We start from the raw sequence: 24063 nt of genomic DNA, 5'->3' as shown, positions 1-24063 counted from the left end.
CCGCCGGGAGTGATCGATGCCCAAATCGGTTTTTCGGTTCCTGTCGCGGCAGCCGGAAGCAGTCGAGCTGGAAAACAGCCGCTATGCGCTGCGGCTGCCCCGCTATCAGGACTTCAACCAGTGGCACAGGCTGCGCTCGGACAGCCGCCGGTTCCTGGAACCCTGGGAGCCGACATGGCGGCGTGACGAACTGACGGAAGGCGCCTTCCGCGCCCGCGTCATCCGCGGCAAGCAGGAATATGCTTCCGGACAGGCGATCCCACTCTTCCTGTTTTCCAAACCCGAGATGGAACTGCTCGGCGGCATTACCATCGGCTATATCCGCCGCGGGGCGGCGCAGAGCTGCATGATCGGCTACTGGATGGGCGAGAAGCACGCCGGCCAGGGCCATATGTTCGCCGCACTTCAGTTGGTTATACCCTATATCTTCGCAGGGCTTGAGTTGCACCGTATCGAAGCAGCCTGTATTCCAGACAACGCACGGAGCATTCGCCTGCTTGAAAAAGCCGGGTTTCAGCGGGAAGGCTATCTGCGCGGATACTTGAAAATAAACGGTCAGTGGCATGACCATGTGATGTTTTCACTGCTCGCCACCGATCCGGATACAGGCAGGAAAACCGACAGCCGATGACCACGAACCGCATGCTGCACCTATCACCGTCCGGCCGATTGATCGCGGTGATCGCAGCCTTCTTCCTGTCGGTGCTTGCGCTGGCTGCAGGCACCGCGCATGCGGCTGAACCGGTCAAGATTTCGCGTGACGACACGGCGCTCGACCTGACCAAGACTACCGAAATCTATGCCAACCAGGGCGAGGCCTTCCAGGTTTCCACCGCGGCCGGTGCCGACGGTATCCGGCGCCGTATTGAGGTACGTGCCAGCTCCGACAACCACCAGGGCGACTGGGCGGTATTCGCGCTTGCCAACGTTTCGGAAGAGCAGCTGGAGCGCGTCATCGTCGCCCCGCATTTCCGCCTCGTCAATTCCAAGCTTTTCTGGCCGGATCTCGGCTCGCAGCGCATCATGGCAATCACGCCGAGCGAGGGCTTTGCGCTCGACCGGCAGCCGAGCGACGAGGCCGACGTCTTCCGCATCACGCTGAACCCGGGCGCCGTCATCACCTTCGTCGCCGAGCTCACCAGCCCCGATCTGCCGCAGATCTATCTCTGGGAGCCCGACGCCTACAAGGACACGATCAACGCCTTCACGCTCTATCGCGGCATCGTGCTCGGCATTGCCGGTCTGCTGGCGGTGTTCCTGACGATCCTGTTCGTCGTCAAGGGAACCTCGATGCTGCCGGCGACGGCCGCACTCGCCTGGGCGGTGCTCGGCTATATCTGCGTTGACTTCGGTTTCCTCGGCAAGCTGATCAGCATCGCTTCGGCGGACCAGCGAATATGGCGCGCCTGCGCGGAAGTGGCGCTGGCCTCGAGTTTCGTGATCTTCCTGTTCACCTATCTGAACCTCAACCGATGGCACACGCATCTCGGCTACGCGACGCTTGCCTGGGTGCTTGGTCTCGCCCTGCTCTTCGGCGTGGCGATCTACGATCCCTCGATTGCCGCCGGTATCGCCCGCCTCTCCTTCGCGCTGACGGCGACGATGGGTCTGGTGCTGATCGTCTATCTCGGCCTCAACCGCTATGACCGCGCCATCCTGCTGGTGCCCGCCTGGGCGCTGATCCTCGTCTGGATCTTCGGGGCGTGGCTGACGATCACCGGGCGCCTCGACAACGACATCATCCAGCCCGCGCTCGGCGGCGGCCTCGTCCTCATCGTGCTGCTGATCGGCTTCACCGTCATGCAGCACGCCTTTGCGGGCGGCGCCTTCCAGCAGGGGCTGTTCTCCGATCTGGAGCGGCAATCGCTGGCGCTGACCGGCTCCGGCGACATGGTCTGGGACTGGGACGTGGCGCGCGACCGCGTCGTCACCATCCCCGATGTGTCCGTCAAGCTCGGGCTTTCGCCGGGCACCATGCATGGCGCGGCGCGCAACTGGCTGCCGCGGCTGCATCCTGACGATCGCGACCGCTTCCGCGCCACGCTCGACGTTCTGCTCGAGCATCGCCGCGGGCGTCTGAACCACGAGTTCCGAATCCGCGCCGAGGACGGCCATTTCCATTGGCTGCTGATCCGCGCCCGGCCGGTGCTCGGCTCCAACGGCGAGATCATCCGCTGCGTCGGCACGATAGTCGATGTCACGGAACAGAAGAACTCCGTCGAGCGGCTGCTCCATGACGCGCTGCACGACAACCTGACCGGCCTGCCGAACCGCCAGCTCTTCCTCGACCGCCTGCAATCCGTTCTGGCGCTGGCGCCTTCCGGCGAGACGCTGCGGCCGACGGTGATGGTGATCGATATCGACCGCTACAAGCTGGTCAACGATGCACTCGGCGTTGCTGCCGGCGACAACATCCTGATCGCGCTGACGCGCCGCCTTCGCCGCCTCTTGAAGCAGCAGGATACGCTGGCGCGCCTTGCCGGCGACCAGTTCGGCCTGATCCTGGTCTCCGAACGCGACCCGGCGAAGATCGCCGATTTTGCCGATGCGATCAGCAAGGCGATCATGGTGCCGATCAACTTCTCGAACCGCGAGATCATCCTGACCGCTTCGATCGGCCTCGCCTCCTGGGTGGACCAGCAGGAAAACGCATCGGGCATGCTGAGCGATGCCGAGCTTGCGATGTATCGCGCAAAGCGCGCCGGCGGCAATCGCGTCGAGCCGTTCCGCCCCGCCTTCCGCGATTTCGGCGCCGACCGGCTGCAGCTGGAATCCGACCTGCGCCGCGCCATCGAGCGCAAGGAACTGTCGATGGTCTACCAGCCGATCGCCGGGCTGGAGAATGTCGAGATCGCCGGTTTCGAGGCGCTGATGCGCTGGGAGCATCCGAAGCGCGGCAATATCCCGCCATCGGAATTCATCCCGATCGCCGAAGCTTCCGACATCATCGGCCCGCTCGGTCTCTTCGCGCTCGAGCAGGCGACCAACGACCTGATGGGCTGGCAGAACCAGACCGGCGAATTGCCGATCTTCGTTTCGATCAATCTCTCCAGCGTCCAGCTGCTCAACAACGAGCTCTATGACGACGTGCGCTCGGTGCTCGCCAAGACGCATTGCGAACCCTCGCGCCTGAAGCTGGAGCTGACGGAATCGATGGTGATGGAGAACCCGGAACAGGCGCGACTGGTGCTGCAGAAGCTCAAGGAAGCCGGTCTCGGCCTGGCGCTCGACGACTTCGGCACCGGCTATTCCTCCCTCTCCTATCTCACCCGCTTCCCGTTCGACACGATAAAGCTCGACAAGGCGCTGGTGCGCGACGACAGCGACAAGAAGGCGACCATCCTGCGCTCGGTCATCAACATGGCCCGCGAACTCGACATGAAGGTGGTGGCCGAGGGGATCGAATCCAACGAGGATGCGATCGAGCTGGCGAAGATGGGCTGCAGCTACGGCCAGAGCTACCTCTTCGGCCCGCCGATGCCGTCGGAATCGGTTCTGCGGCTGCTGAAGGAACGCTTTCCGCTGACGAAGCGGGCTTGAGCCGAGAATATCTTTTCGCGGGATTTTTCCCGCGAAACACTACCTTCTGATTGCAAATTACGACAGAACGATGTGACAAAGACGTCACGTTTGAGGCGCTTTGCCACTTTTTTATACATGTGCGTTTAGCATATAATTGACGAAACCGGCTCTCAGCGAGCTTAGTGTTTCCGTTGCCAATCGGCGCGTTCCCTCTCCGGCGTCCCCCTCGCGGCACCGCACGCCTCGCGCCACATGCGAGCCAACCGCAAGGTGGGCTCTGAAACGGAGACAAGCATGAACATCAAGAGCCTTCTTCTCGGCTCCGCTGCTGCATTCGCAGCAGTATCCGGCGCCCAGGCTGCCGACGCCATCGTCGCTGCCGAGCCGGAACCCGTGGAATATGTCCGCGTCTGCGACGCGTACGGAACAGGCTACTTCTACATACCGGGCACCGAGACCTGCCTGAAGATCGGCGGCTATTTGCGCTTCGAAGTCGGCTACGGCTTCGGAGAAGGCTATGAAAACAATGGCGTCGGCGGCAGCGGCGATCAGGACTGGGAAAGCCATACCCGCGCCCATGTGAGCTTCGACGCCAAGAGCGATACCGAATATGGCCCGCTGACGAGCCGCATCGTCCTCGAATCCAACTATTACGGCGGCGGCGGACCGGCCACTCGCACGACCGAGTTTGTCGGCTGGTCGAACGCCGCGGCCTATGGCACCGATAACACGATCATCGACGAAGCCTATATGGAGCTCGCGGGCATCCGCGCCGGCCGCTTCGCAAGCTGGTGGGACAACGACTTTTCCGGTGAATCCGATCTGATGACCGGCAACGACACCAAATGGAATGCGATCCGCTACGAATATGACAGCGACAGCTTCAATGCCGGCCTGTCGCTGGATGAACTGCCTGCAGACTTCGACGGAGCCGAAAGCGGTCTCGGCATCGACGCGATGATCGGCGGCAAGGCAGGCGTCTTTACCTGGCAGGTCTATGGCGGCTACGACGCCGCCATGCAAGACGGTTCCGTGACGGCGCGCATGGGCGCGGAAATCGGCCCGGGCGTCTTCGAACTTGCCGGCATCTATTCGAGCGGCCCCAATACCTACTACCAGGCCAGCGAATGGTCGGTGATCGCGCAATATGCGCTGAAGATCAACGACAAGTTCACCATCACGCCGGAAGCGCAATATAGCGGCCGGATCCGCGAAGCCGACGACGAATATCACGGCGGCAGCATGTGGCGCGGCGGCGTGACGCTCGACTACAAGATCGTCGACGACCTCACCCTGCATACGGCGGCAACCTACGTGGCCGAGAACCACGACTTCCCGGGCACCGACGACTCGCATTACGTCGAAGGCTTCGTGCGCCTCGAACGTGATTTCTGAGACTACTTGTCTCACAGTGAAAGAAAGACCCGGCGCAAGGCCGGGTCTTTTGCTTTTGTGCATTCAGGCCTGCGGCACCCGCGCGATCACCTTGATCTCGAAATCGAAGCCCGCCAGCCAGTTGACGCCGACGGCGGTCCAGGTGGGGTAAGGCGCTTCGCCGAGAAAGGTCTCGCGGATCGCCATGAAGGTCTCGAACTGGTTTTGCGGATCGGTGTGGAAACTGGTGACGTCGATGACGTCCTCGAACGTCGCGCCGGCAGCTTTCAGCACGGCGTTGAGGTTTTCGAAGGCGAGTTTCACCTGGCGCTCATAATCCGGCTCCGGCGAACCGTCGGCGCGGCTGCCGACCTGGCCGGAGACGAACAGCAGGTCTCCTGAACGCACGGCCGCGGAATAGCGGTGCGCGGTATAGAGCGCGTGGCGGTCGGGCGGAAAGATTGCTTCGCGTTTGGTCATGTCTAACTCCTGATGACAAAGCGGACCCCGCGGGCAGACACGCGCCTGCCCGGCCTTGCACCGTGATCTGTGGTGAGGTCCGCACTTAACAAGTGGCAGCGATTTTGATATACGCTCCGTATGCGTATATGTTTGCATACGTCTCGTATGTCAATATGCATACGGGGCGTATGTTCGATTTCAGGAGAGTGCCGTGGTTGGAAAACGCCGCGCTGAAATGATGGAAGAGACCCGGGCCAAGCTTATCCAGGCGGGCCGGAAGGCTTTTGCGACAAAGGGTTATGCCGCATCCTCGATGGACGATTTCACCGCCGAGGCCGGGCTGACGCGCGGCGCGCTCTATCATAATTTCGGCGACAAAAAGGGTCTGCTGCAGGCGGTGATCGACCAGATCGATGCTGAAATGCTGGTGCGGATGTGCGCTGCGCAGAAACAGGCACCGACCCGCTGGGAGGGCTTCCTGGCCGAAGGCATCGCCTATATCGAGATGGCGCTCGAGCCGGAGATCCAGCGCATCATGCTGCTCGACGGTCCCGCCGTTCTCGGCGATCCCTCGCAATGGCCGAGCCAGAATGCCTGTCTGACGACGACGGCGGCGACGATCCAGGCGCTGATCGATGAAGGCACGGTCAAACCCGTCGATGCGGAAGCGGCCGCCCGCCCTCTATAACGGCGCGGCGCTGAATGCGGCACTGTGGATCGCCGCGGAAAAGGATTCCGCCGAGGTCTTCGCGAAGGCCGTCGAAGCGTTCAAGCAGCTGGCGAGCGGCCTCCTGAAGACGCCCGCCTGATCAGGCGGCCGCGCGCTGCCACTCCATGTTGGCGCCCTGGATCAGGGCGTGCACATAGTCGAGCTTGGCGATGACGGGCGGCGAGAGCACGAAAGGATAGGAATCCGGCTGGCCCATGCTGCGCTGGATGGCATTGATGGCGACGCTGAGCGGGATCCAGGCGCTGGCGAGCTGTTCGGCATCCTTGGCTCTGTAAGGCTGAAAATCGACTTCCGCCGCCATTTCCTCGTGACCGCGCGGATCGATGGCGATGCCGAAGGCGCGCGCCGTTTCCAGCGTGTCGACGATATGCAGGTAGTGCGCGAAGCACTCGGCGAAATCCTCCCAGGGATGAGAGGCGGCATAGGCGCTGATGAAGCTCTCCTGCCAGCCGAGCGGCGCGCCATTGGCATAGTGGTTTTGTAGGGCGGCGCCATAATCCTGGCGCTCGTCGCCGAAGGCGGCGCGGAAGGCATCGAAGCCATTGCGGTCACGCACCAGCTTGTTCCAGATGAAATGCCCGGTCTCGTGGCGGAAGTGGCCGAGCAGTGTGCGGTAGGGCTCGTCCATGGCGCTGCGCGCCAGCTCGCGCGTCACGTCGTCGGCTTCGGCGGCGCGGATGGCGATCAGCCCCTCCTCGTGGCCGGTCATGGCGGGTACGACATTGCCGTCGTTCTGCACCACGTCCTCCAGGAAGTCGAAAACCAGCCCGCCCTGCGGATCCTCCTCGCGGTCAGGATGCGGCAGATGCCAGCGCAGCAGCGAATAAAAAAGGTGGCGCTGCGCCTGGCTGATGCGGCGCCAGCGGTCGATGCCGTCCTGCGTATTGGTGTTGGGCACCAGCCGGTTATGCCGGCAGGCGATGCAGAAGGGATTGGGATCATCGGCCGAGGTCAGCCAGTTGCAGATATCGAGACCGGCATTGGCGCAGAAGCGCACCGCCCGCTGCGGCCTCGCGACCAGCTGCCAGGCCACGTCGTCGCGCGGCTCCAGCGCATGCATCGCCAGATCCTCGGGCAGGAAGCCCAGGCGGTGATTGCAGCGCACGCATTGGCGATTGTCGAAATGGACGACCTGATCACAGTTGTCGCAGGCGAAAAGTCTCATGGAAGCACCCCGGCACGAACGGACGAAAAATGCCTGCCGCGCCGCTGCGCAACAGGCATGTGTCATGGAAATGGAAGGATGCTTACATCCGGTCGACGGCGTCCTTCAGCTTGTCCTTGGCCTTGCCTGCCGCGACCTGGGCCTTGCCCTTGCCTTCCTGGACTGCGCCCTTGGCCTGCATGCTGCGGTCGCCGGTCACCTTGCCGGCAGCCTGCTTGGCCTTGCCTGCAATCTCGTTGGTCTTGCCGGAAATCTTGTCGCTGGTGCTACCCATATCAGATGCCTCCTATCGCGCCGGGGCGAGCTTGCCCTGGCTTGCGGAAGGACTAACGTCAGCTATCTGAATTCGTTCCGAAGAAAGTCAGGCGTGGCCAGCTTCGGCAGAGAGCATCGCCGCCGTGACGCCCATGCCCGCCAGAGCCCGCTCGTATTTGTCATCGAGGCTGCGATCGAAGATCAGCGCTTCGTTGGCCGCGCAGGTCAGCCAGCCATTGTTGCCGACTTCGGTTTCCAGCTGGCCGGCACCCCAGGAGGAATAGCCGAGCAGCATGGTGGCGCGCTTGGGACCGCCGCCCTTGGAGATGGCGCGGACGATATCGAGCGTCGCCGTCAGGCAGATATCGTCGCTGACGGGGATGCTGGAATCGCTCAGATAATCATCGGAATGCAGCACGAAGCCGCGGCCGCTCTCGACCGGGCCGCCGGTCTGGATCGGGAAGTCGCGGGCGTGATCGGGAAGAACGATGGAATCGCTGTCCTTGATCATTTCGAGATGCAGCAGGACGTCGGTAAAGGTCAGGCTCTGCGGGCGGTTGATGACGAAGCCCATGGCCCCGGCATCGGAATGCGCGCAAATATAGACCACCGTGCGCGCAAAATTCCTGTCTTCCATGCCGGGCATGGCAATCAGGAACTGCCCGTCGAAAAAGCCGCGTTCCCGTCTGTTCTTCAGCGTCGATAAGGACATAATTCCTCCTGCTGCCAGACCGCGTGAAAAGGCCCCGACACAGGAAACATGGGGCAATGTCACAAATCAATCAACCGAAAATGAAGAATTAGAATCACTCCTCATATGGCAGCCTGTAGCACTTTTCGATAAACCTTTGTTCCATGAAGATTATTTCTTTTACGCGCCGGATCATCCGCGGCCTCGGTCTTTCTGCCGCAGCCCTCCTCAGCCTGGCTGCCGCCGCGCAGGCGGAAATGAGCGACTGGGTCGATAACGAGGGCGGCCGGATGCGGCTGATCGCGCTGCCGCCGGAGCGCGACGGAACGATCCATGGCGGGGCTGCAGATCGAGCCGAAACCCGGTTGGATCACCTATTGGCGCGAGCCCGGCAGCAGCGGTATTCCGCCGCAGATCACCGTGGCGCCCGAAAGCGGCGTGACGCTGAAGGAGATCCGCTATCCGGTGCCGAAGCATATCAACGACGGCAAGGTCGACGACATCGGCTACGACGCCCCGGTCGTATTGCCGCTGACCTTCAAGGCGGACGGCGACGGGGCGCCCGGAGCGATCAAAGCCACCGCCTTCATCGGCATCTGCAAGGAACTCTGCGTGCCCTTCCAGGCGGCCTTCGAGCTGCCGCTTTCGGACGCAAAGCAGTCGCGCCCGGAGGAAGAGGCGCTGCTGGAACAGGCGGAGAAAGCCCTTCCCGAAGAGGCCTCGTCCGGCTTCCAGGTGGTGTCGCACAAGATGTCCGCCGACATGAAGGAGCTGTGGCTGGAGATCGCCCTTCCCGGCGGCGGCGACACGGCGCCGCAGGTGATCGTCACCGGGCCGAACGGCTATGTCTTCACCAAGCAGCTGATGAGCAAGCGCGACGGCAAGACCTTCTCGACCTCGGTCGCGATTGGCAAATTGCCGCGCAACTATGCGCTCAAGGGCAAGACCTGGCATGCGCTCGTCATCGACGGCGGCCGCGCCATGGAGACACCGCTTGCCTTTGAGTGACCGGCTCCTATAGTCCCCACCGACCCCGCGGCATCTGCCGCTTCATCATCTCAACGAGGAGAGTTTCATGAGCATCGCAATCGGCGACAAGCTTCCGGCCGCCACCTTCAAGGAAAAGACCGCCGACGGCCCGGTCGAGATCTCGACCGAGCAGCTGTTCAAGGGCAAGCGCGTCGTGCTCTTCGCCGTTCCCGGCGCCTTCACGCCCACCTGCACGCTGAACCACCTGCCGGGCTATCTCGAAAACCGCGACACCATTCTCGGCAAGGGCGTCGATGACATCGCCGTCGTCGCCGTCAACGACTGGCACGTGATGAGCGCCTGGGCACAGCAGTCCGGCGGCGCCGGCAAGATCCACTTCCTGGCCGACTGGGACGCCGGCTTCACCAAGGCGCTCGGCCTCGAAGCCGACCTCTCCGCCGGCGGCCTCGGCGTCCGCTCCAAGCGCTACTCGATGCTCGTCGAAGACGGCGTCGTGAAGTCGCTCAACGTCGAGGAAAGCCCGGGCCAGGCAACGGTTTCGGGTGCAGCTGCGATGATCGAGCAGCTTTGAGGATTGGGGCGGCGGACTGGGGTTCGCCGTCATTCACCTAAGAAGAAGTGATCGATATCGCGATGACCTTCGAGGATGTCGATCACCTCCAACACGTCACCGACATAACGAAAGAAGATGACGTAGTTGCCCAGTGTAGCGCTTCGGATATCTTTCCCAAGCTCGGGCCGAGGACGGCCCATATGACCCGGCAGATTTGCCAAGTCCCTACATCTCTGGCGCAAAGCGGAGACTAGGTTTTCAGCGCTTCGCCATCCCGCCTGCTGCTCGACGTAATCGAGGATCGAGAGTATGTCGGCCTTGGCGCTTTGCAGATAGCGGAGCCGGGCCACCTATCTTACTTGCCTCTCAATGCCACAAGGCGTGCTTCAAGCGCGGCGCCTAACTCGTCATCGCTTACGTCTCCACCTGCGGCGATAGACGCGTCCAGCATTTGCCGCAAGCTCGCCAGCTTGGCCTCGCGCTCCTCCACCAGTCTAAGTCCCTCGCGCACGACCTCGCTCGCTGAGCCATACCTTCCGTCCTCAACGACCTTCTCTACGAAGTCTTCCCAGCGTTTTCCGATCGACACATTCATGGGTGGGCTCCTTTGGCGGCATTCTAAGCGATAACAAAAAATGCGCAACAAATAGCATCCCGTAGAACGCTTGCACCCGCCCCGCTTTTGCCATAAACGTTACAACATAACAGTAATGTTATTACATTTTAGAAAGCCTGCAATGCCTCACCCCCTCCCCAATCTGCTCCGGCAATCCGCCTTTGCGCGGGCCGGTTTCGTTTTGTTGCTGATCGCGTCTCTGTGGCTGGCGATCTATTGGGCGGCGGCGTTGCCGTGAGTGTTCCCCTGATCGAGCTTGAGAATGTCACCGTTACCTATGACCGGCATCCGGCCGTGCATCATGTCTCCGGGAGCATCCGCGAGGGTAGTCTCACGGCGATTGCGGGGCCGAATGGGGCGGGGAAGTCGACGCTTTTGAAGGCGCTGGTGGGGGAGCTGAGACCGGCGGCCGGGATGATCCGGCATCGGCTGGCGCGGCTTGATTTCGGCTATCTGCCGCAGGCGGCCGATATAAACCGGCGGTTTCCGATCTCGGTTCTCGATACCGTGATGCTCGGCGCATGGCGGCAGGCGGGTGCGTTCGGGCGCGTTTCGGGGGCCGAGCGGCTGAGGGCGCTGGAGGCGCTTTCGGCAGTCGGGCTCGATGGTTTCGACAACAGGCATATCGGCTCGCTGTCGGCCGGGCAGTTCCAGCGCGTGCTGTTTGCGCGGCTGCTGCTGCAGGATGCCCGGGTGATCCTGCTCGACGAGCCCTTTACCGCAATCGATGCGCGCACCACGCGCGACCTTCTCGATATCGTCGCCCGCTGGCATGGCGATGGGCGGACGGTGATTGCCGTGCTGCACGATTTCGAACAGGTGCGGGCGCATTTTCCGGAGACGATGCTGATTGCCCGCGAGCTGATCGGCTGGGGGCCGACAGCCGAAGTGATGTCGGCGGCAAACCTGATGACGGCGCGGGCGATGGCCGAGCGCTGGGACGAGGAAGCCGCCATCTGCGAGCCTGCCGCATGACCGCCTACGACATCTTTCTGGCACCCTTCGCCGATTACGGCTTCATGCGCCGGGCGCTCGTCGCCTGCCTCTGCCTCGGGCTCGGATCCGGGCCGATCGGCGTTTTCCTGATGCTGCGGCGCATGAGCCTGATGGGCGATGCGATGAGCCATGCGGTGCTCCCCGGTGCTGCGATCGGCTATCTCGTCGCCGGCTCGCTGTCGCTGACGGCGATGGGGATCGGCGGGCTGGTGGCCGGGCTGTCGGTGGCGCTGCTTTCGGGCGTCGTCAGCCGCATGACCGTGCTGCAGGAGGATGCCAGCTTTGCGAGCTTCTATCTCGCGTCGCTGGCGCTCGGCGTCCTCATCGTTTCGCTGCGCGGCTCGAATATCGACCTGCTGCATGTGCTGTTCGGCACGATCCTGGCGATCGATACGCCGGCACTTCTGCAGATCGGCACGATCACCTCGCTGACGCTGCTGGCGCTTGCCGTCATCTACCGGCCGCTGGTCACCGAGTGCTTCGATCCCGGCTATCTGCGCGCCGTCGGCGGGCGCGGGCCGGTCTATCACTTCCTGTTCCTGCTGCTCGTCGTGCTGAACCTCGTCGCCAGCTTCCAGGCGCTCGGCACGCTGATGGCCGTCGGGCTGATGATGCTGCCGGCCGCAATCGCCCAGCTCTGGTCGCGCAGCCTGCCGCAGATGATGGTGATCTCGGTCCTCAGCGCCACGGCGTCGGGCTATCTCGGCCTGATCGCCTCCTACCATCTCGAGCTCGCCTCCGGACCGACGATCATCATGACGGCGGCGAGCCTCTACGCGCTTTCGATCCTCTTTGCGCCATCGGGCATCGCCCGGCGCCTCTTCCCCCGCCCCCATCTCAAGGGCTGAATCCAAGGAGACTGACCATGCTATCGCGTACCCTGCTTCTATCCGCCGCCCTGCCGGCGCTGCTTGCCGCCTCGGCGATCCCGGCTTCTGCCGAGACACTCAAGGTCGTCGCCTCCTTCACCGTGCTTGCCGATGTCGTCAAGCAGGTCGGCGGCGATCATGTCAGCGTCACCAGCCTCGTCGGCCCGAACGGCGACCCCCATGAATTCGAGCCCTCGCCTGCCGATGCCAAGCACCTGAAGGCGGCGCAGGTGACCTTCGTCAGCGGCGAAGGCCTGGAAGGCTGGATGGACCGGCTGATCACCGCTTCCGGCTACAAGGGCACGCCGGTCACGGCTTCCGAAGGCATCAACACGCGGACGATGGAAGAGGACGGCAAGACCGTGACCGATCCGCATGTCTGGAACAGCCCGGTCAACGTCAAAGTCTGGGTGGTGAATATCGAGAAGGCACTCTCGGCTGCCGATCCGGCCGATGCCGCCGCCTTCAAGACCAATGCCGACCGCTACACGAAGACGCTCGACGAGCTCGACGCCTATGCGCATTCGAAATTCGACAAGGTCGCCGACGATCGCCGCAAGGTGCTGACCAGCCACGACGCCTTCGGCTATTTCGGCCGCGAGTATCAGGTGAGCTTCCTGGCTCCTCTCGGCGTTTCCACCGAGAGCGAAGCCTCGGCTGCCGACGTCGCCAAGCTGATCGAGCAGATCAAGGCCGAGAACGTGAAGACTTACTTCTTCGAAAACTCGAACGACCCGCGCCTCGTCAAGCAGGTGGCAAAGGCAACCGGCGCAAAACCCGGCGGCGAGCTCTATGTGGAATCGCTCTCGGACGCCAAGGGACCGGCGCCGACCTATGAGAAGATGTTCCGCTACAATGTCGACCAGATCGCTGCGGCGATGGCAAAGTCGAGCTGAGTACGGACGGCCGCGGAGCGATCCGCGGCCTTTTCCTCAGACGTTGAGGTCGAAGACCAGGAGGCCGCCGAGGCCGCCATCGACGGATTCGACGATCTTCTCGCCGACCGCGACATGTTCAGGATGGATGAGATAGGCGTCACGCGCTTCCGGGCTCTCGAAGGTGACCACGAAGCCTTCGACGAAGCCGCCATGCAGGCCCTCGGGCGAGACGTTCGGGCCATGCTTGATATCGATGATCCCCGGAATGACCTGCTGCAGCGCAACGACCGAGGCGAACAGTGCCTGCTTCTCTTCGCCGGTCATGGCGGCCTTCAGCCGCAGAAATACGCAATGCAGGATCATATGGTTCCTCCCAGTTTCTGCGCGGCAGCATAGTGGGAATGACACCGAGGGCAAGCCCGCCAGAAATGGCGGGTCCGGTTTAAATCCCGCATTGCGGGCAAGGTGCCGCACGCTTTCCATCCCCGGATACATTTATTAGCAATAGCTTGTGGATGCGTTTGCGCAGGCGCAAAATGCCGCCCCGATGGGACGGGGGCTCCCATCGTAGGGAGGACCATCATGGATGATATGAACCTCACGACCCTGCAGAAGGGCCATAAAGTCATGCGCGCCGATGCGATCGAGGCCCTTGCGGCGGGGTTGCGCGGACGGCTGATCACCAAGGCGGATAGCGACTACGACGAAGCCCGGACGATCTGGAACGCGATGATCGACCGCAAACCGGGGATGATCGTGCGCTGCGCCGGCGCCAGCGATGTCATCAAGGCTGTCCGCTTCGCCCATGATAATCACCTGCTGCTCGCGGTGCGCGGCGGCGGCCACAACATTGCCGGCAATGCCGTCTGCGATGGCGGCGTGATGATCGATCTCTCGGCGATGCGATCCGTCTGGGTCGATCCGGCGACGCGGCGCATGCGGGTGGAGCCCGGTGCAACGCTTGCCGATGTCGATGCGGAAACGCAAGCTTTCGGCATGGTTCTGCCGACCGGCATCAACTCGACGACGGGCATTGCCGGCCTGACGCTCGGCGGCGGTTTCGGCTGGACGACGCGCAAATTCGGGCTGACGCTCGACAACCTGATCTCGATGGATGTCGTCACCGCTGACGGCAGGCTGAGGCGGGTCAGCGAGAAGGAAGATCCCGATCTCTTCTGGGCGCTGCGCGGTGGCGGCGGCAATTTCGGCGTCGTGACCTCCTTCGAATTCCGCCTGCACGATCTGCCCGGCAATGTGCTCGCGGGCCTCGTCGTTCATCCCTTTGCCGATGCCGAGATGGTGCTGAAGCAGTATCGAGCAGCACTTGAGAAGGCGCCGGACGAGCTGACCTGCTGGGCGGTGATGCGCCAGGCGCCGCCCCTGCCCTTCCTGCCCGCCGAATGGCACGGCAAGGAAGTCCTGGTGCTCGCCATGTGCTATTGCGGTGATCTCGCCGCTGGACAGGCAGCAACGGCGGAGCTTCGCGGGATCGGCAAGCCGATCGCCGATGTCGTGGGGCCGGTGCCCTTCGCCGCCTGGCAGCAGGCCTTCGATCCGCTGCTGACGCCCGGCGCCCGGAACTACTGGAAGAGCCAGGATTTCGCGGCGCTCTCCGATCAGGCGATTGCCGTGCTCCTCGATGCGGTGCGCAAGCTACCGGGGCCGGAATGCGAAATCTTCGTCGGCCATGTCGGAGGTGCCGCCGGCCGGATCGCCGGCGAGGCGACGGCCTTCCCGCAGCGCAGCTCGCATTTCGTCATGAACGTCCATGGGCGCTGGCGCGACAAAGCCATGGATCAGAAAGGCATCGCCTGGGCGCGAGGGCTGTTCGAAGCCACCAAGCCCCATGCGATCGGCACGGCCTATATCAACTTCATGCCCGAGGACGAGGCGGACCGGGTGGAGAAGGCCTATGGCAAGAACTACCGGCGGCTGGCCGAGATCAAGCGGCACTACGACCCGGAAAACCTGTTCCGCATGAACCAGAACGTCAAGCCACTGCCGGAGATGCGGGCGGCAAGCTGACGGCGCGCTGGCTCAGGCGGCTTGCCATGAACAGGCCGGCGGATGCGCTCCGCCGGCCGGCTAACGGGCTTGCGGGAACGGCCAGTCGATGACGCCACCCGAATAGAGCGCCCACCAGACAAAAACCGGTTGAAAGGCCAGCCGCGGCACATGATAGAGCCAGGCATAGGTACTGGCGTCGACCGCCGACAATCCGTCGATCGCATGCTTGATATTGGCGGGATAGACGCAGACCGCATAGGTGGCGAGCCCAATCCCTGCGGCGGCGCGAAAGGGCGACGAAAGCAGCCCGGCGGCGGCTGCCACCTCACATGCGCCGGTGATGAAGACAACAGCAGCCGGAAACGGCACCAGAGCCGGCATGATCCTGAGAAACGGACCCGGTAGCAGCATGTGAAGGATGCCGACGGTCAGGTAGATCGCCGACAACACAAGCCGCCACCAAAATCTCGATTCCAGGGATGGTTCAAACCACATCCCAATGTGCACGGCCATTCAATCCTCGCATCGCGCTTCACAGACGTTGATACGAAGGTGATCGGTTTGTGGATGTGTCCGATTGGAACGACGCTGGTGCAAACGCTCAAATCCGGCGCAGGATTTTCTTGCGCAATCTCCATTCAATTAAACCCGCTTAAAGGAAAAAGCCTTACAAATGCGGGGATTGGCGCGTCTGGGTTCATTAGTACTGCATGAATACAACCTGGCAAATACTGATCGGCAATCTTGCCATCGTTGCACTTGTGATCTCGATCTGGGCTCACATCTATTTCCGATTCCGGCTGATGACCGACCTGCAGACGAAGCTTGCCTTCGGCGCGGTGATGGGCGCCGGGACGATGGCTTCGATGATGATGTCGGTGCCGCTCAGCAATGGCGTCTTCATCGACCTGCGCTATTCGCTGGTCGCCATCTCCGCGCTGTTCGGCGGCGCGCCTTCCGCCATCCTCACGATCCCGCTGGCCGTCGCCTTCCGCCTGCAGATGGGTGGCGCCGGCGCGCTTGACGGAATGATCAGCATTGCCTGCGTCGGTGCGGTGTCGCTGACGCTGCGGGTGCTGCAGAAGCGCCGCAAGGCAAGGCTTGCCGATACGTTCATTCTCGGCGCGCTGGTTTCCGTCACGCTGCTGGCGACGATGCTGGTCCTGCCGGCGCAGATCAGCGCCATGGCGTTGCAGCTGGTGGGCGTGCCTGCTGTCGTGCTGAATTTCGGCGCGATCATCGTTGCCGGTGCGCTGCTCCTGCAGTTCGAGCATATGGCACTGGACCGCGATCTCTTGACCGCAGCGCTGACGCAGACGCCGGATTTCCAATATGTGAAGAACCGCGACAGCGTCTTCGTCGTCGTCAACCGCAATGTCGCCGAGCATCATCATTTCACCTCGCCGGAAGCGATGGTGGGCGCCACCGATTTCCACATCGCCACCCAGCGCCGCGCCGAAGTCCTGTTTGCCGAAGAGCAGGCGCTGATGCGCAGCGGCGAAGCGCTGATCAACAAGATCGAGCCGCTGCAGCAGGGCGACAAGGAGCACTGGTTCCGCACCTCGAAAGTGCCGCTGCGCGACCGCGACGGTATCGTCATCGGCCTTGCGGGCGTCACCCGCGACATTACCGAGGAACGCAGCATCGAGCGCGAGCTGCGCGCGAACCGCAACATGCTGTCGCACGCGATGTCCGGCATGTCCGATGGCTTTGCGATGTACGATCCGAAGGGTGACCTCGTTTACGCCAACCCGCAATATGCGCATCTCTTCCCGCTTTCCGGCGTGGTGCGCGTTGCCGGCTTCAACATTCGCGACATCCTGCGCAAGGCGGTCGAAACGCAGGAGCGCCGCAGCTTTCCGGCCGAGATCGACGAAGAGTGGATCGAGACCGCAGCACGCGACCTGCATCGCGACAAGGACGAGGAAATCGACCTCTATGACGGCCGCTGGCTGAGTCTCCGCACCCGCATGACCGCCGATGGCATGGCGCTGGTCGTCGTCTCCGACGTCACCGCGATGAAGCAGGCCGAGCACTCGCTGCGCGCCGTTGCCGACCGGATGAAGAGCCTTGCAGAGACCGACGGCCTGACCGGCATCGTCAACCGCCGCGCCTTCGACGAAGCCCTGGCGCTGGCGCTCGCCCGCAGTGTGCGCGAGCGCACGCCGCTCAGCCTGCTGATGATCGATGTCGACCGCTTCAAAGCCTATAACGACACTTATGGTCATCTGGCCGGCGACGAATGCCTGAAGGCTGTCACCGACTGCCTGCGCAAGGCGGCCCGGCGCGATACCGATATCGTCGCCCGCTTCGGCGGCGAAGAATTCGTCGTGCTGATGCCCGAAGCCGACGAGGCGGATGCCTGCCGTGTTGCCGAACAGTTCCGCGATGCGCTGCACGCGCTGAACCTGCCGCATACCGGCAGCGAATTCGGACGGGTGACGGCGAGTGCCGGCATTGCCGTCAAGCAGAGCCGTGCCCGCGCGACGACGCCTGCAGAATTCATGCAGCATGCCGACGAGGCGCTTTACGACGCCAAGCGCAATGGACGCGACCGGATCTCGATCTGGGAATCGCCGGCCAGTGCACGGACGGCAAACGGCTAGGCGATATCCAGGAGCAGAGCGCAGTGATCGGAAACTTCGGGCTCCCTGACGACCTCGAAGCGAGTAACGCTTACGCCCGGCGAGACCAGCATGTAATCGGCAAAGCGCCCGTCCTTCGGATAAAGCGAGGTGCGCGTTCCCGCAAAGCCGCGTGATGTGACGAGCTCGGTGAGGCCGAGCTGGCCCAGGATCTCGAAGGTGGCACTATCGGGCAGTACGTTGAAATCGCCGCAGACGACGAGCGGTTCATCCTGCTTGCGGATACGCCCGATCAATGCGACCAGCGCCTCGGCTTGCGCCAGTCTGGCCGATGTATCGCCCTTGCCGGCCATGTCGCGCAGGCCATGCAGCTGGGCAACGACGAGCGGGCGGCCTGAGGCGTAGTCGAGGAGGCGCAAAACCTGCGCGTTGCGCGGGCGCGGATGGGCGCCGTAACCATCGGGCGAGAAGGTGCCGTGGACGAAATCCATCGCCTGGCCGGAGATGGCGAGCGAGCGGTGGACGAAGGTGGCGAGGCCGAATTCGGAGGGGACGGCTGTCTCGCCATCCAGGAGTTCACCGCGCGAGGCAGGAGCGAAGATGCCGTCATGCTCCGGCAGAACGGCCTTCACCTCGTCGAAGAGATTGGCGCGCTGCGGCAGTATGTGGCTGCCGTCGCGATATTCGAGCCAGCCGCTCGTGACGCCGACGGAGCGGGTAACTTCCTGCAGGCAGAGGATATCGGCTTTGGCGCCGGCGAGATAATCGATCAGCGGCTGATGGATCTTGCCGCCCCAGGCGTTCAGAGAAATGATCCGCAGTGCCGCCTCCCCCGCTTTGCCTGCCTACTTCTTCTTGTAGGGTGCCATGCCCATGCGCGCCAGCTCGTCGGCACGTTCGTTTTCCGGATGGCCGGCATGGCCCTTGACCCAGTGCCACTTGACCTTATGGCGTTGATTGGCAGCGTCGAGTGCCTGCCAGAGCTCGCCGTTCTTCACCGGCTTCTTGTCGGCGGTCTTCCAGCCGTTCTTCTTCCAGCCGAAGATCCACTTGGAGATGCCGTCCATGACATATTTGCTGTCGGTGTGGAGATCGACCTCGCAGGGCGTGTTCAGCGCCGAGAGAGCGGAGATTGCCGCCAGCAGCTCCATGCGGTTGTTGGTGGTCTCGGCTTCGCCGCCCGACAGTTCCTTCTCGACCTCGCCGTAGCGCAGGATCGCCCCCCAGCCACCAGGGCCGGGATTGCCGGAGCAGGCACCATCGGTGAAAATCTCGACGTGCTTCATGCCGAAAGCCCGTATTCGGCCGCCGACTTGATCTGTCGGTGGAAGCGCAGCTTGCGCAGATATTCGAGCGGGTCCTTCTTGGTGACCATGGCGCCCTCAGGCGTCGTCAGCCAGTCGTAGAGGCGGGTCAGGAAGAAGCGCAGCGCCGAGCCGCGCGCCAGGATCGGAAGAGCCGTGCGTTCGGCTTCGCTCAGCGGGCGCACACTCTGGTAGGCGTCGAGGAAGGCCGTGCCCTTGGTGATGTTATAGGCGCCGTCCTTTTCGAAGCACCAGGCGTTCAGGCAGATCGAGACGTCGTAGGCGAGCAGGTCGTTGCAGGCGAAGTAGAAGTCGATCAGGCCGGAGAGCGTATCGCCGAGGAAGAAGACGTTGTCAGGGAAGAGATCGGCATGAATGACGCCTGAAGGCAGATCCTTCGGCCAATGGGCCGAGAGGAAGTCCATTTCGGCGCGAACCTCGTCCGACATGCCCTTCTCGACCTCGTCGGCGCGGGCTTCGGACTTTTCCCAAAGCGTCTTCCAGCCATCGATGGACAGCGCATTGGGACGCTTCAGCTCGAAGCCTTCACCGGCGATATGCATCTGCGCCAGCGCCTTGCCGACCTCACGGCAGTGCTTTGCCTCGGGCTTGCGCAGCCACATGCCTTCGAGGAAGGAGATCAGCGCCGCCGGACGATCGGACAGGCGCCCGAGCAGAGCGCCATCCCTGCGCGGCAGCGGCAGTGGGCAGGACAGGCCGCGGGCGGCCAGATGATGCATCAGGCCGAGGAAGAACGGCAGATCGGATTTCTCGACGCGCTTTTCATAGAGCGTCAGGATCAGCGGGTCCTTCGAGGTGTGCAGCAGGAAATTCGAGTTCTCGACGCCCTCGGCAATGCCCTTGTAGGAGAGCAGCTCGCCGGTCTCATATTCCGTCAGGAACCACTTCAGATCGTCTTCGGAGATATCGGTGTAAACGGCCAAGGTGCGGTCTCACGGTCGGTTCGATAGAGTGGAAGCCTTCAGGGCGCGGGATACCCCTCTGCCCTGCCTGATATCTCCCCGACAAGGGGGGAGATCGGCCTGCGGTGGAGCTTTCCCCAAACAAATCATCTTGGAGCGAACGGCAGAACAGAGGCAAGTGCCCCCGCAACGCCGCTCTAGCCGTTCACGAAAGCCATATCCGCCGCGGTCAGCTCGATATTGCGGAGCTCGCGGTTGACGAGGAAGTGTTCGTTTTCCTGCACCGTCTCGGCAAGCTCGACCTGGGCAGCGAAACGGGCGCGAAAGGCTTCGATGATCTCGTTGACGATGACCTCGGGGGCCGACGCGCCGGCGGAGAGGCCAAGCGTCGAGATCTGGCCGATTTCGTCCCAGTTCAGTTCGGAGGCGCGCTGCACCAGGATCGACTTCGTCGCCCCTGCCCTCAGCGCCACTTCGACGAGGCGCTTGGAATTGGACGAGTTCGGGGCGCCGACGATGATGAAGAGATCGCAGCCGGGTGCGGCCTGCTTGACGACTTCCTGGCGGTTGGTCGTGGCATAGCAGATGCTGTCTGCGGCCGGCGCCGTCAGGTTCGGGAAGCGCTGTTCGAGGCGGGCGATGACGCCGGCGGTATCGTCGACCGAGAGCGTCGTCTGCGTCACGTAGCCGAGATTGTCTGGGTCGACCGGCTGGTAGGTATCGGCGTCCTCGACGGTCTCGATCAGCGAGACCGAGCCTTCGGGCAGCTGGCCCATCGTGCCGATGACTTCGGGGTGGCCGGCATGGCCGATCAGCACGACATGGCGGCCGAGGCGGTTGTGGCGCATCGCCTGCTTGTGGACCTTGGAGACCAGCGGGCATGTGGCGTCGAGATAGAAGAGGTTGCGGCTGTTGGCATCCTCGGGAACCGACTTCGGCACGCCATGCGCCGAGAAGACGACCGGCTGGGCGCGGTGCTCTTCCGGGATCTCGTTGAGCTCCTCAACGAAGACGGCGCCCTTGGCTTCCAGACCCTCGACGACATAGCGGTTATGGACGATCTCGTGGCGGACATAGACCGGGGCGCCATAGGATTTCAGCGCCAGAACGACGATCTGAATGGCGCGGTCGACGCCGGCACAGAAGCCGCGCGGCCCGCAAAGCCTGATCGTCAGAGGAGGTTTCGCTGCGATATTCATGTTCAAGTCCGATGTCCGTCGTCCCGGGTGTCTAGCCCAATATGGGGACGAATTGAAGCAATACTATTGCGCCGGAGCGCCGCGGCGGCCGCGGAACCAGGAGACGCCGACGATGCCGACCAGAACGGCGGCCAATCCGTACCAGGTGAAGGCGTATTCCAGGTGGTTGTTGGGCAGGTCGATCTCGGTGACGCCGCCGATCGGGAAGCCCTTCGGGTTCGGGGTCGAATCCGCATCGATGAAGAAGGGCACGACCTTCGAGGCATCGAAGCCGTCGCTCGATGCCATCGCGTCGATATCCTTCCAGTAGAAGATGTTCTTGGCGATATCGTTGTCAGGCACCACCCAGGAGGGCTTGCCGGGGAGACGGTTGCGGGCGAGGCCGGTGACGCTCTGCTGGCCGGTCAGCTGGCCCTGCATGCGCATTTCCGGCTCCTTGTTCTCATAGGGAACGAAGCCGCGATTGACGAAGAGGTAGCGGCCGTCGGCAAGCTCGAGCGGCGTGTAGACGTAGAAGCCCGCCTCGCCGCGCCAGGTGGCGAGGAAGTGGCGCTCCTTGTTGTTGACGTAGCGGCCGGTGACGGTGACAGGGCGGTATTCGATATCGGTGCCGGAAGCGAGCATCTGCTCGATATCGGCAAGCTGCACCGGAGCGGCATTGCGGCGCGCGGCGATATCGGCGAGCAGGCCTTCCTTCCAATAGAGGCGCTCGACCTGCCAGGTGCCGAGGGAAATGAGAATGGCGAGCGCGATCAGCACCGCGATACCGGTGAAGACCGGCAGCTTGCGGCGCGCGGCCGGGATGTTCATGTCAGTCACTCAGGCGTCCTTCACGGGCATTGTGGCGGTATTGCATGGCGATCAGGATGCCTTTGCACCAGCGCAGCGTCAGCAGCGACAGGACGATCGTCAGCGGGCCGAAGAGCAGAATGTGCAGCCAGATCGGCGGCGCGTAATTGACCTCGAGCCACAGCACGCAGCCAATGACGACGAAGCCGACAAGCAGGATGACGAAGACGGCAGGACCATCGCCCGAATCGGCAAAGGCATAATCCAGGCCGCAGGCGGCGCAACGCGGCTTCAGCGACAGCAGACCGTCGAACAGCTTGCCGTTGCCGCAGCGCGGGCAGCAGCCCTTGAGGCCTGTCTTGAACGGATCGACCGGAGGAAAGAGAGCGGTGTCTTCTTGCATGTGGATTCCCGTGGCGTCACCTAAAGCCGCCTTAACTCTCCCATAAAGTATCCGCAGGACGAAGGGAAATACCTGCGCGATTTCGCCTCAGCGATTCGGGCCAATCAGAAAAGAAGAGACATGAGCACCGACAGCACCGCAGCCCAGATCGTCATTCTCAACGGGGCGCCGCGCAGCGGCAAGACGACGATCGCGCGCGCCATCCAGCAGCAATTCGACGGGCCGTGGCTCAATTTCGGCGTCGACAACTACAATGCGATGACGCCGTCGCAGTATCTGCCGGGCATCGGGCTGCGGCCGGGCGGCGAGCGGCCGGATCTTGAGGAGTTCGTGCCGTTCTTCTATGCCGCGCTCTACGAATCGATCGCCATCCATGCCGGGCTCGGGATCAATGTCGTGGCCGATCTCGGCCATCACGACGCCTATTCGCAGCCGCTCGGGATTTTGGCCGATTGCGCCCGCCGGCTCGATGGTTTCCCGGTGCTGTTCGTCGGCGTGCGCTGCCCGCTGGAGGTGATCATGAAGCGTCGCGAGATCGACGAGCCGGGCCGCGAGGAACTCTATGCCAGGGCAAGCGCCGAGATCGCCGTGCCGGATGCTGTCAGGCGCTGGCAGGACGAGGTCCACAAGCCCGGCATCTACGATCTCGAAGTCGATACCTCGCTCCTGACGCCCTACGAATGTGCCGAGGCGATCCGCCAGCAACTCGATATCGGCATACCCGACCCTTCCGCCTTCGAGCGGATCGCCGGGGCGCGGTGAGGACAAAGAAAAAGGCGGGCGCCGATGGCACCCGCCTTTTCTATTGTCCGTATGAACCGGATCAGCCGTGGGCGACCGGTGCACCCCATCCACCCCAGATGTAGATGGAGAAGAACAGGAACAGCCAGACGACGTCGACGAAGTGCCAGTACCAGGCAGCCGCTTCGAAGCCGAAATGCTGCTTCGGCGTGAAGTCGCCGCGGATCGCGCGCACCAGGCAGACCAGCAGGAAGATCGTGCCGATCAGAACGTGGAAGCCGTGGAAGCCGGTCGCCATGAAGAAGGTCGCGCCGTAGATCGATGCCTTGAAGGCGAACGGAGCGTGGGCGTATTCGTAGGCCTGGACGAAGGAGAACAGGATGCCGAGCAGCACGGTCAGCGTCAGGCCCTGGATGAGGCCCTTGCGGTCGTTGTGCAGCAGAGCATGGTGTGCCCAGGTAACCGTCGTGCCCGAGAGGAGCAGGATGACGGTGTTGTAGATCGGCAGGTGCCAGGGATCGAGGACTTCGATGCCCTTCGGCGGCCACTGACCACCGGTGAAGGCAAGACGCGAGGCCTGGATCGCTTCGTGCGGATAGAGGCTGGCGTCGAAATAGGCCCAGAACCAGGCAACGAAGAACATCACTTCCGAAGCGATGAACATGATCATGCCGTAGCGCAGGTGCAGCGAGACGACGCGCGTGTGGGCACCCTCATGGGCTTCCTTCACGGTATCGGCCCACCAGCCGTACATGACGTAGAGGATCAGCGCGAGGCCGATGAAGAACAGCCACGGATGAGCCCACTCGACACCGAAGAGGTGCAGCGAGCCGCCGTTCAGATAGCGCATGTAGCCGACGCCACCGAAGGTGATGATGAAGGCGCCGATCGAGGCGAGCAGCGGCCACGGGCTCGGATCGATAATATGGTAGTCGTGATTCTTTTGATGCGCGTCGGCCATCTCTAATCCCCGGATCTCTTCCTCGCTCGCCCCCGGCATAGCCGGAAACG

Annotated in this window: 26 protein-coding genes and 2 pseudogenes; 12 read left to right on the top strand and 16 right to left on the bottom strand. The window is 62.9% G+C overall.

The features are described 5' to 3' along the window. Window positions 1-16: 16 nt before the first annotated feature. The 3 genes from ABIE40_RS04220 (at window position 17) to ABIE40_RS04210 (ending at window position 4917) form a co-directional block, all read left to right on the top strand. On the top strand, window positions 17-631 hold the full coding sequence (locus tag ABIE40_RS04220) for a GNAT family N-acetyltransferase (RefSeq protein WP_112712823.1): 615 nt from the start codon (window positions 17-19) through the stop codon (window positions 629-631). After that, the gene (locus ABIE40_RS04215) at window positions 628-3540 is read left to right on the top strand and encodes an EAL domain-containing protein (protein WP_199626352.1); all 2913 of its coding nucleotides are present in this window, start codon (window positions 628-630) and stop codon (window positions 3538-3540) included. The genes ABIE40_RS04220 and ABIE40_RS04215 overlap by 4 nt, the downstream gene beginning before the upstream one ends. A 276-nt stretch (window positions 3541-3816) precedes the next feature. Continuing rightward, entirely contained in the window at window positions 3817-4917 is a 1101-nt protein-coding gene (locus ABIE40_RS04210; RefSeq protein WP_199626351.1) for a porin, read from the top strand. A 63-nt stretch (window positions 4918-4980) separates the two neighbouring features. On the opposite strand, the gene ABIE40_RS04205 is transcribed toward ABIE40_RS04210, so the two are convergent. Continuing rightward, window positions 4981-5376 carry a RidA family protein gene (locus ABIE40_RS04205; RefSeq protein ID WP_199626350.1) on the bottom strand — a complete coding sequence of 132 codons (396 nt, stop codon included), beginning with the start codon at window positions 5374-5376 and terminating at the stop codon, window positions 4981-4983. 217 nt (window positions 5377-5593) lie between these two features. Between ABIE40_RS04205 and ABIE40_RS04200 the strand changes: the two are divergent. Further along, window positions 5594-6167 (top strand): annotated as a pseudogene (locus ABIE40_RS04200) (TetR/AcrR family transcriptional regulator). On the opposite strand, the gene ABIE40_RS04195 reads toward ABIE40_RS04200, so the two are convergent. The 4 genes from ABIE40_RS04195 to ABIE40_RS04180 all read right to left on the bottom strand — a co-directional run bounded on the left by ABIE40_RS04195 (window position 6168) and on the right by ABIE40_RS04180 (window position 8534). Beyond that, complete coding sequence (locus tag ABIE40_RS04195; protein ID WP_199626349.1) at window positions 6168-7253, bottom strand: zinc-binding metallopeptidase family protein; 1086 nt, start codon at window positions 7251-7253, stop codon at window positions 6168-6170. It lies immediately after the preceding pseudogene. An 82-nt stretch (window positions 7254-7335) separates the two neighbouring features. Further along, complete coding sequence (locus ABIE40_RS04190; RefSeq protein WP_112712835.1) at window positions 7336-7527, bottom strand: CsbD family protein; 192 nt, start codon at window positions 7525-7527, stop codon at window positions 7336-7338. An 87-nt stretch (window positions 7528-7614) separates the two neighbouring features. Beyond that, the gene (locus ABIE40_RS04185; protein ID WP_112712837.1) at window positions 7615-8220 is read right to left on the bottom strand and encodes a YqgE/AlgH family protein; all 606 of its coding nucleotides are present in this window, start codon (window positions 8218-8220) and stop codon (window positions 7615-7617) included. Between the two features lie 101 nt (window positions 8221-8321). Beyond that, window positions 8322-8534, bottom strand: a complete 213-nt coding sequence (locus ABIE40_RS04180) for a hypothetical protein (RefSeq protein WP_354541085.1) — start codon at window positions 8532-8534, stop codon at window positions 8322-8324. On the opposite strand from ABIE40_RS04180, the pseudogene ABIE40_RS04175 reads away from it, so the two are divergent. Continuing rightward, window positions 8457-9207, top strand: a pseudogene (locus tag ABIE40_RS04175) (protein-disulfide reductase DsbD domain-containing protein). The gene ABIE40_RS04180 and the pseudogene ABIE40_RS04175 overlap by 78 nt on opposite strands. 67 nt (window positions 9208-9274) lie before the next feature. Beyond that, entirely contained in the window at window positions 9275-9760 is a 486-nt protein-coding gene (locus tag ABIE40_RS04170) for a peroxiredoxin (RefSeq protein WP_112712841.1), read from the top strand. A 29-nt stretch (window positions 9761-9789) separates the two neighbouring features. Here ABIE40_RS04170 and ABIE40_RS04165 read toward each other — a convergent pair whose 3' ends face one another. Next, window positions 9790-10092: a type II toxin-antitoxin system RelE/ParE family toxin gene (locus ABIE40_RS04165; protein ID WP_112712843.1), complete on the bottom strand. Its 303-nt coding sequence runs from the start codon at window positions 10090-10092 to the stop codon at window positions 9790-9792. Between the two features lie 5 nt (window positions 10093-10097). Next, window positions 10098-10337 (bottom strand): type II toxin-antitoxin system ParD family antitoxin, encoded by a 240-nt coding sequence (locus tag ABIE40_RS04160; protein WP_199626347.1) that lies wholly within the window; start codon window positions 10335-10337, stop codon window positions 10098-10100. Window positions 10338-10592: 255 nt separating this feature from the next. On the opposite strand from ABIE40_RS04160, the gene ABIE40_RS04155 reads away from it, so the two are divergent. From ABIE40_RS04155 to ABIE40_RS04145, 3 genes are read left to right on the top strand one after another with little or no spacing between them, the layout of a single operon-like run. Next, complete coding sequence (locus tag ABIE40_RS04155; RefSeq protein WP_199626346.1) at window positions 10593-11333, top strand: metal ABC transporter ATP-binding protein; 741 nt, start codon at window positions 10593-10595, stop codon at window positions 11331-11333. After that, a complete protein-coding gene (locus ABIE40_RS04150) occupies window positions 11330-12202 on the top strand; it encodes a metal ABC transporter permease (RefSeq protein WP_112712847.1) in 873 nt (290 codons plus the stop codon). Before ABIE40_RS04155 ends, ABIE40_RS04150 begins: the two co-directional genes overlap by 4 nt. Before the next feature lie 17 nt (window positions 12203-12219). Continuing rightward, on the top strand, window positions 12220-13119 hold the full coding sequence (locus tag ABIE40_RS04145) for a metal ABC transporter solute-binding protein, Zn/Mn family (protein WP_199626345.1): 900 nt from the start codon (window positions 12220-12222) through the stop codon (window positions 13117-13119). Between the two features lie 36 nt (window positions 13120-13155). Here ABIE40_RS04145 and ABIE40_RS04140 read toward each other — a convergent pair whose 3' ends face one another. Next, window positions 13156-13464, bottom strand: a complete 309-nt coding sequence (locus ABIE40_RS04140; RefSeq protein WP_112712851.1) for a Dabb family protein — start codon at window positions 13462-13464, stop codon at window positions 13156-13158. A 219-nt stretch (window positions 13465-13683) separates the two neighbouring features. On the opposite strand from ABIE40_RS04140, the gene ABIE40_RS04135 reads away from it, so the two are divergent. Further along, complete coding sequence (locus ABIE40_RS04135) at window positions 13684-15126, top strand: FAD-binding oxidoreductase (protein ID WP_199626342.1); 1443 nt, start codon at window positions 13684-13686, stop codon at window positions 15124-15126. A gap of 60 nt (window positions 15127-15186) precedes the next feature. Here the strand turns inward: ABIE40_RS04135 and ABIE40_RS04130 are convergent, their stop codons facing one another. Further along, complete coding sequence (locus tag ABIE40_RS04130; protein WP_354540964.1) at window positions 15187-15558, bottom strand: DoxX family protein; 372 nt, start codon at window positions 15556-15558, stop codon at window positions 15187-15189. 260 nt (window positions 15559-15818) lie between these two features. On the opposite strand from ABIE40_RS04130, the gene ABIE40_RS04125 reads away from it, so the two are divergent. Further along, a complete protein-coding gene (locus ABIE40_RS04125; RefSeq protein ID WP_199626340.1) occupies window positions 15819-17714 on the top strand; it encodes a diguanylate cyclase in 1896 nt (631 codons plus the stop codon). Here the strand turns inward: ABIE40_RS04125 and ABIE40_RS04120 are convergent. From ABIE40_RS04120 to ABIE40_RS04095, 6 genes are all read right to left on the bottom strand, one after another. Beyond that, window positions 17711-18514 (bottom strand): endonuclease/exonuclease/phosphatase family protein, encoded by an 804-nt coding sequence (locus ABIE40_RS04120; protein ID WP_199626798.1) that lies wholly within the window; start codon window positions 18512-18514, stop codon window positions 17711-17713. The genes ABIE40_RS04125 and ABIE40_RS04120 overlap by 4 nt on opposite strands. A gap of 24 nt (window positions 18515-18538) precedes the next feature. Beyond that, the gene (gene rnhA, locus ABIE40_RS04115; RefSeq protein WP_112712859.1) at window positions 18539-18979 is read right to left on the bottom strand and encodes a ribonuclease HI; all 441 of its coding nucleotides are present in this window, start codon (window positions 18977-18979) and stop codon (window positions 18539-18541) included. Further along, the gene (locus tag ABIE40_RS04110; RefSeq protein WP_130278909.1) at window positions 18976-19941 is read right to left on the bottom strand and encodes a homoserine kinase; all 966 of its coding nucleotides are present in this window, start codon (window positions 19939-19941) and stop codon (window positions 18976-18978) included. Before ABIE40_RS04110 ends, rnhA begins: the two co-directional genes overlap by 4 nt. A gap of 176 nt (window positions 19942-20117) precedes the next feature. Further along, entirely contained in the window at window positions 20118-21119 is a 1002-nt protein-coding gene (ispH, locus tag ABIE40_RS04105) for a 4-hydroxy-3-methylbut-2-enyl diphosphate reductase (protein ID WP_199626332.1), read from the bottom strand. A gap of 63 nt (window positions 21120-21182) precedes the next feature. Further along, entirely contained in the window at window positions 21183-21938 is a 756-nt protein-coding gene (locus ABIE40_RS04100) for an SURF1 family protein (RefSeq protein WP_199626327.1), read from the bottom strand. Then, window positions 21931-22311 (bottom strand): DUF983 domain-containing protein, encoded by a 381-nt coding sequence (locus ABIE40_RS04095; RefSeq protein WP_199626325.1) that lies wholly within the window; start codon window positions 22309-22311, stop codon window positions 21931-21933. Before ABIE40_RS04095 ends, ABIE40_RS04100 begins: the two co-directional genes overlap by 8 nt. A 120-nt stretch (window positions 22312-22431) precedes the next feature. Between ABIE40_RS04095 and ABIE40_RS04090 the strand changes: the two genes are divergently transcribed. After that, window positions 22432-23073, top strand: a complete 642-nt coding sequence (locus tag ABIE40_RS04090) for a chloramphenicol phosphotransferase CPT family protein (protein ID WP_112712871.1) — start codon at window positions 22432-22434, stop codon at window positions 23071-23073. A gap of 61 nt (window positions 23074-23134) precedes the next feature. Here ABIE40_RS04090 and ABIE40_RS04085 read toward each other — a convergent pair whose 3' ends face one another. Then, window positions 23135-24013: a cytochrome c oxidase subunit 3 gene (locus ABIE40_RS04085; RefSeq protein ID WP_112712873.1), complete on the bottom strand. Its 879-nt coding sequence runs from the start codon at window positions 24011-24013 to the stop codon at window positions 23135-23137. Between the last annotated feature and the right edge of the window lie 50 nt (window positions 24014-24063).

The sequence above is a fragment of the Rhizobium sp. OAE497 genome (assembly GCF_040546565.1).
Lineage (GTDB): Bacteria > Pseudomonadota > Alphaproteobacteria > Rhizobiales > Rhizobiaceae > Rhizobium.
Note: the sequence above shows the minus strand (reverse complement) of the source record. Positions and strands in the feature narration are given on the sequence as shown.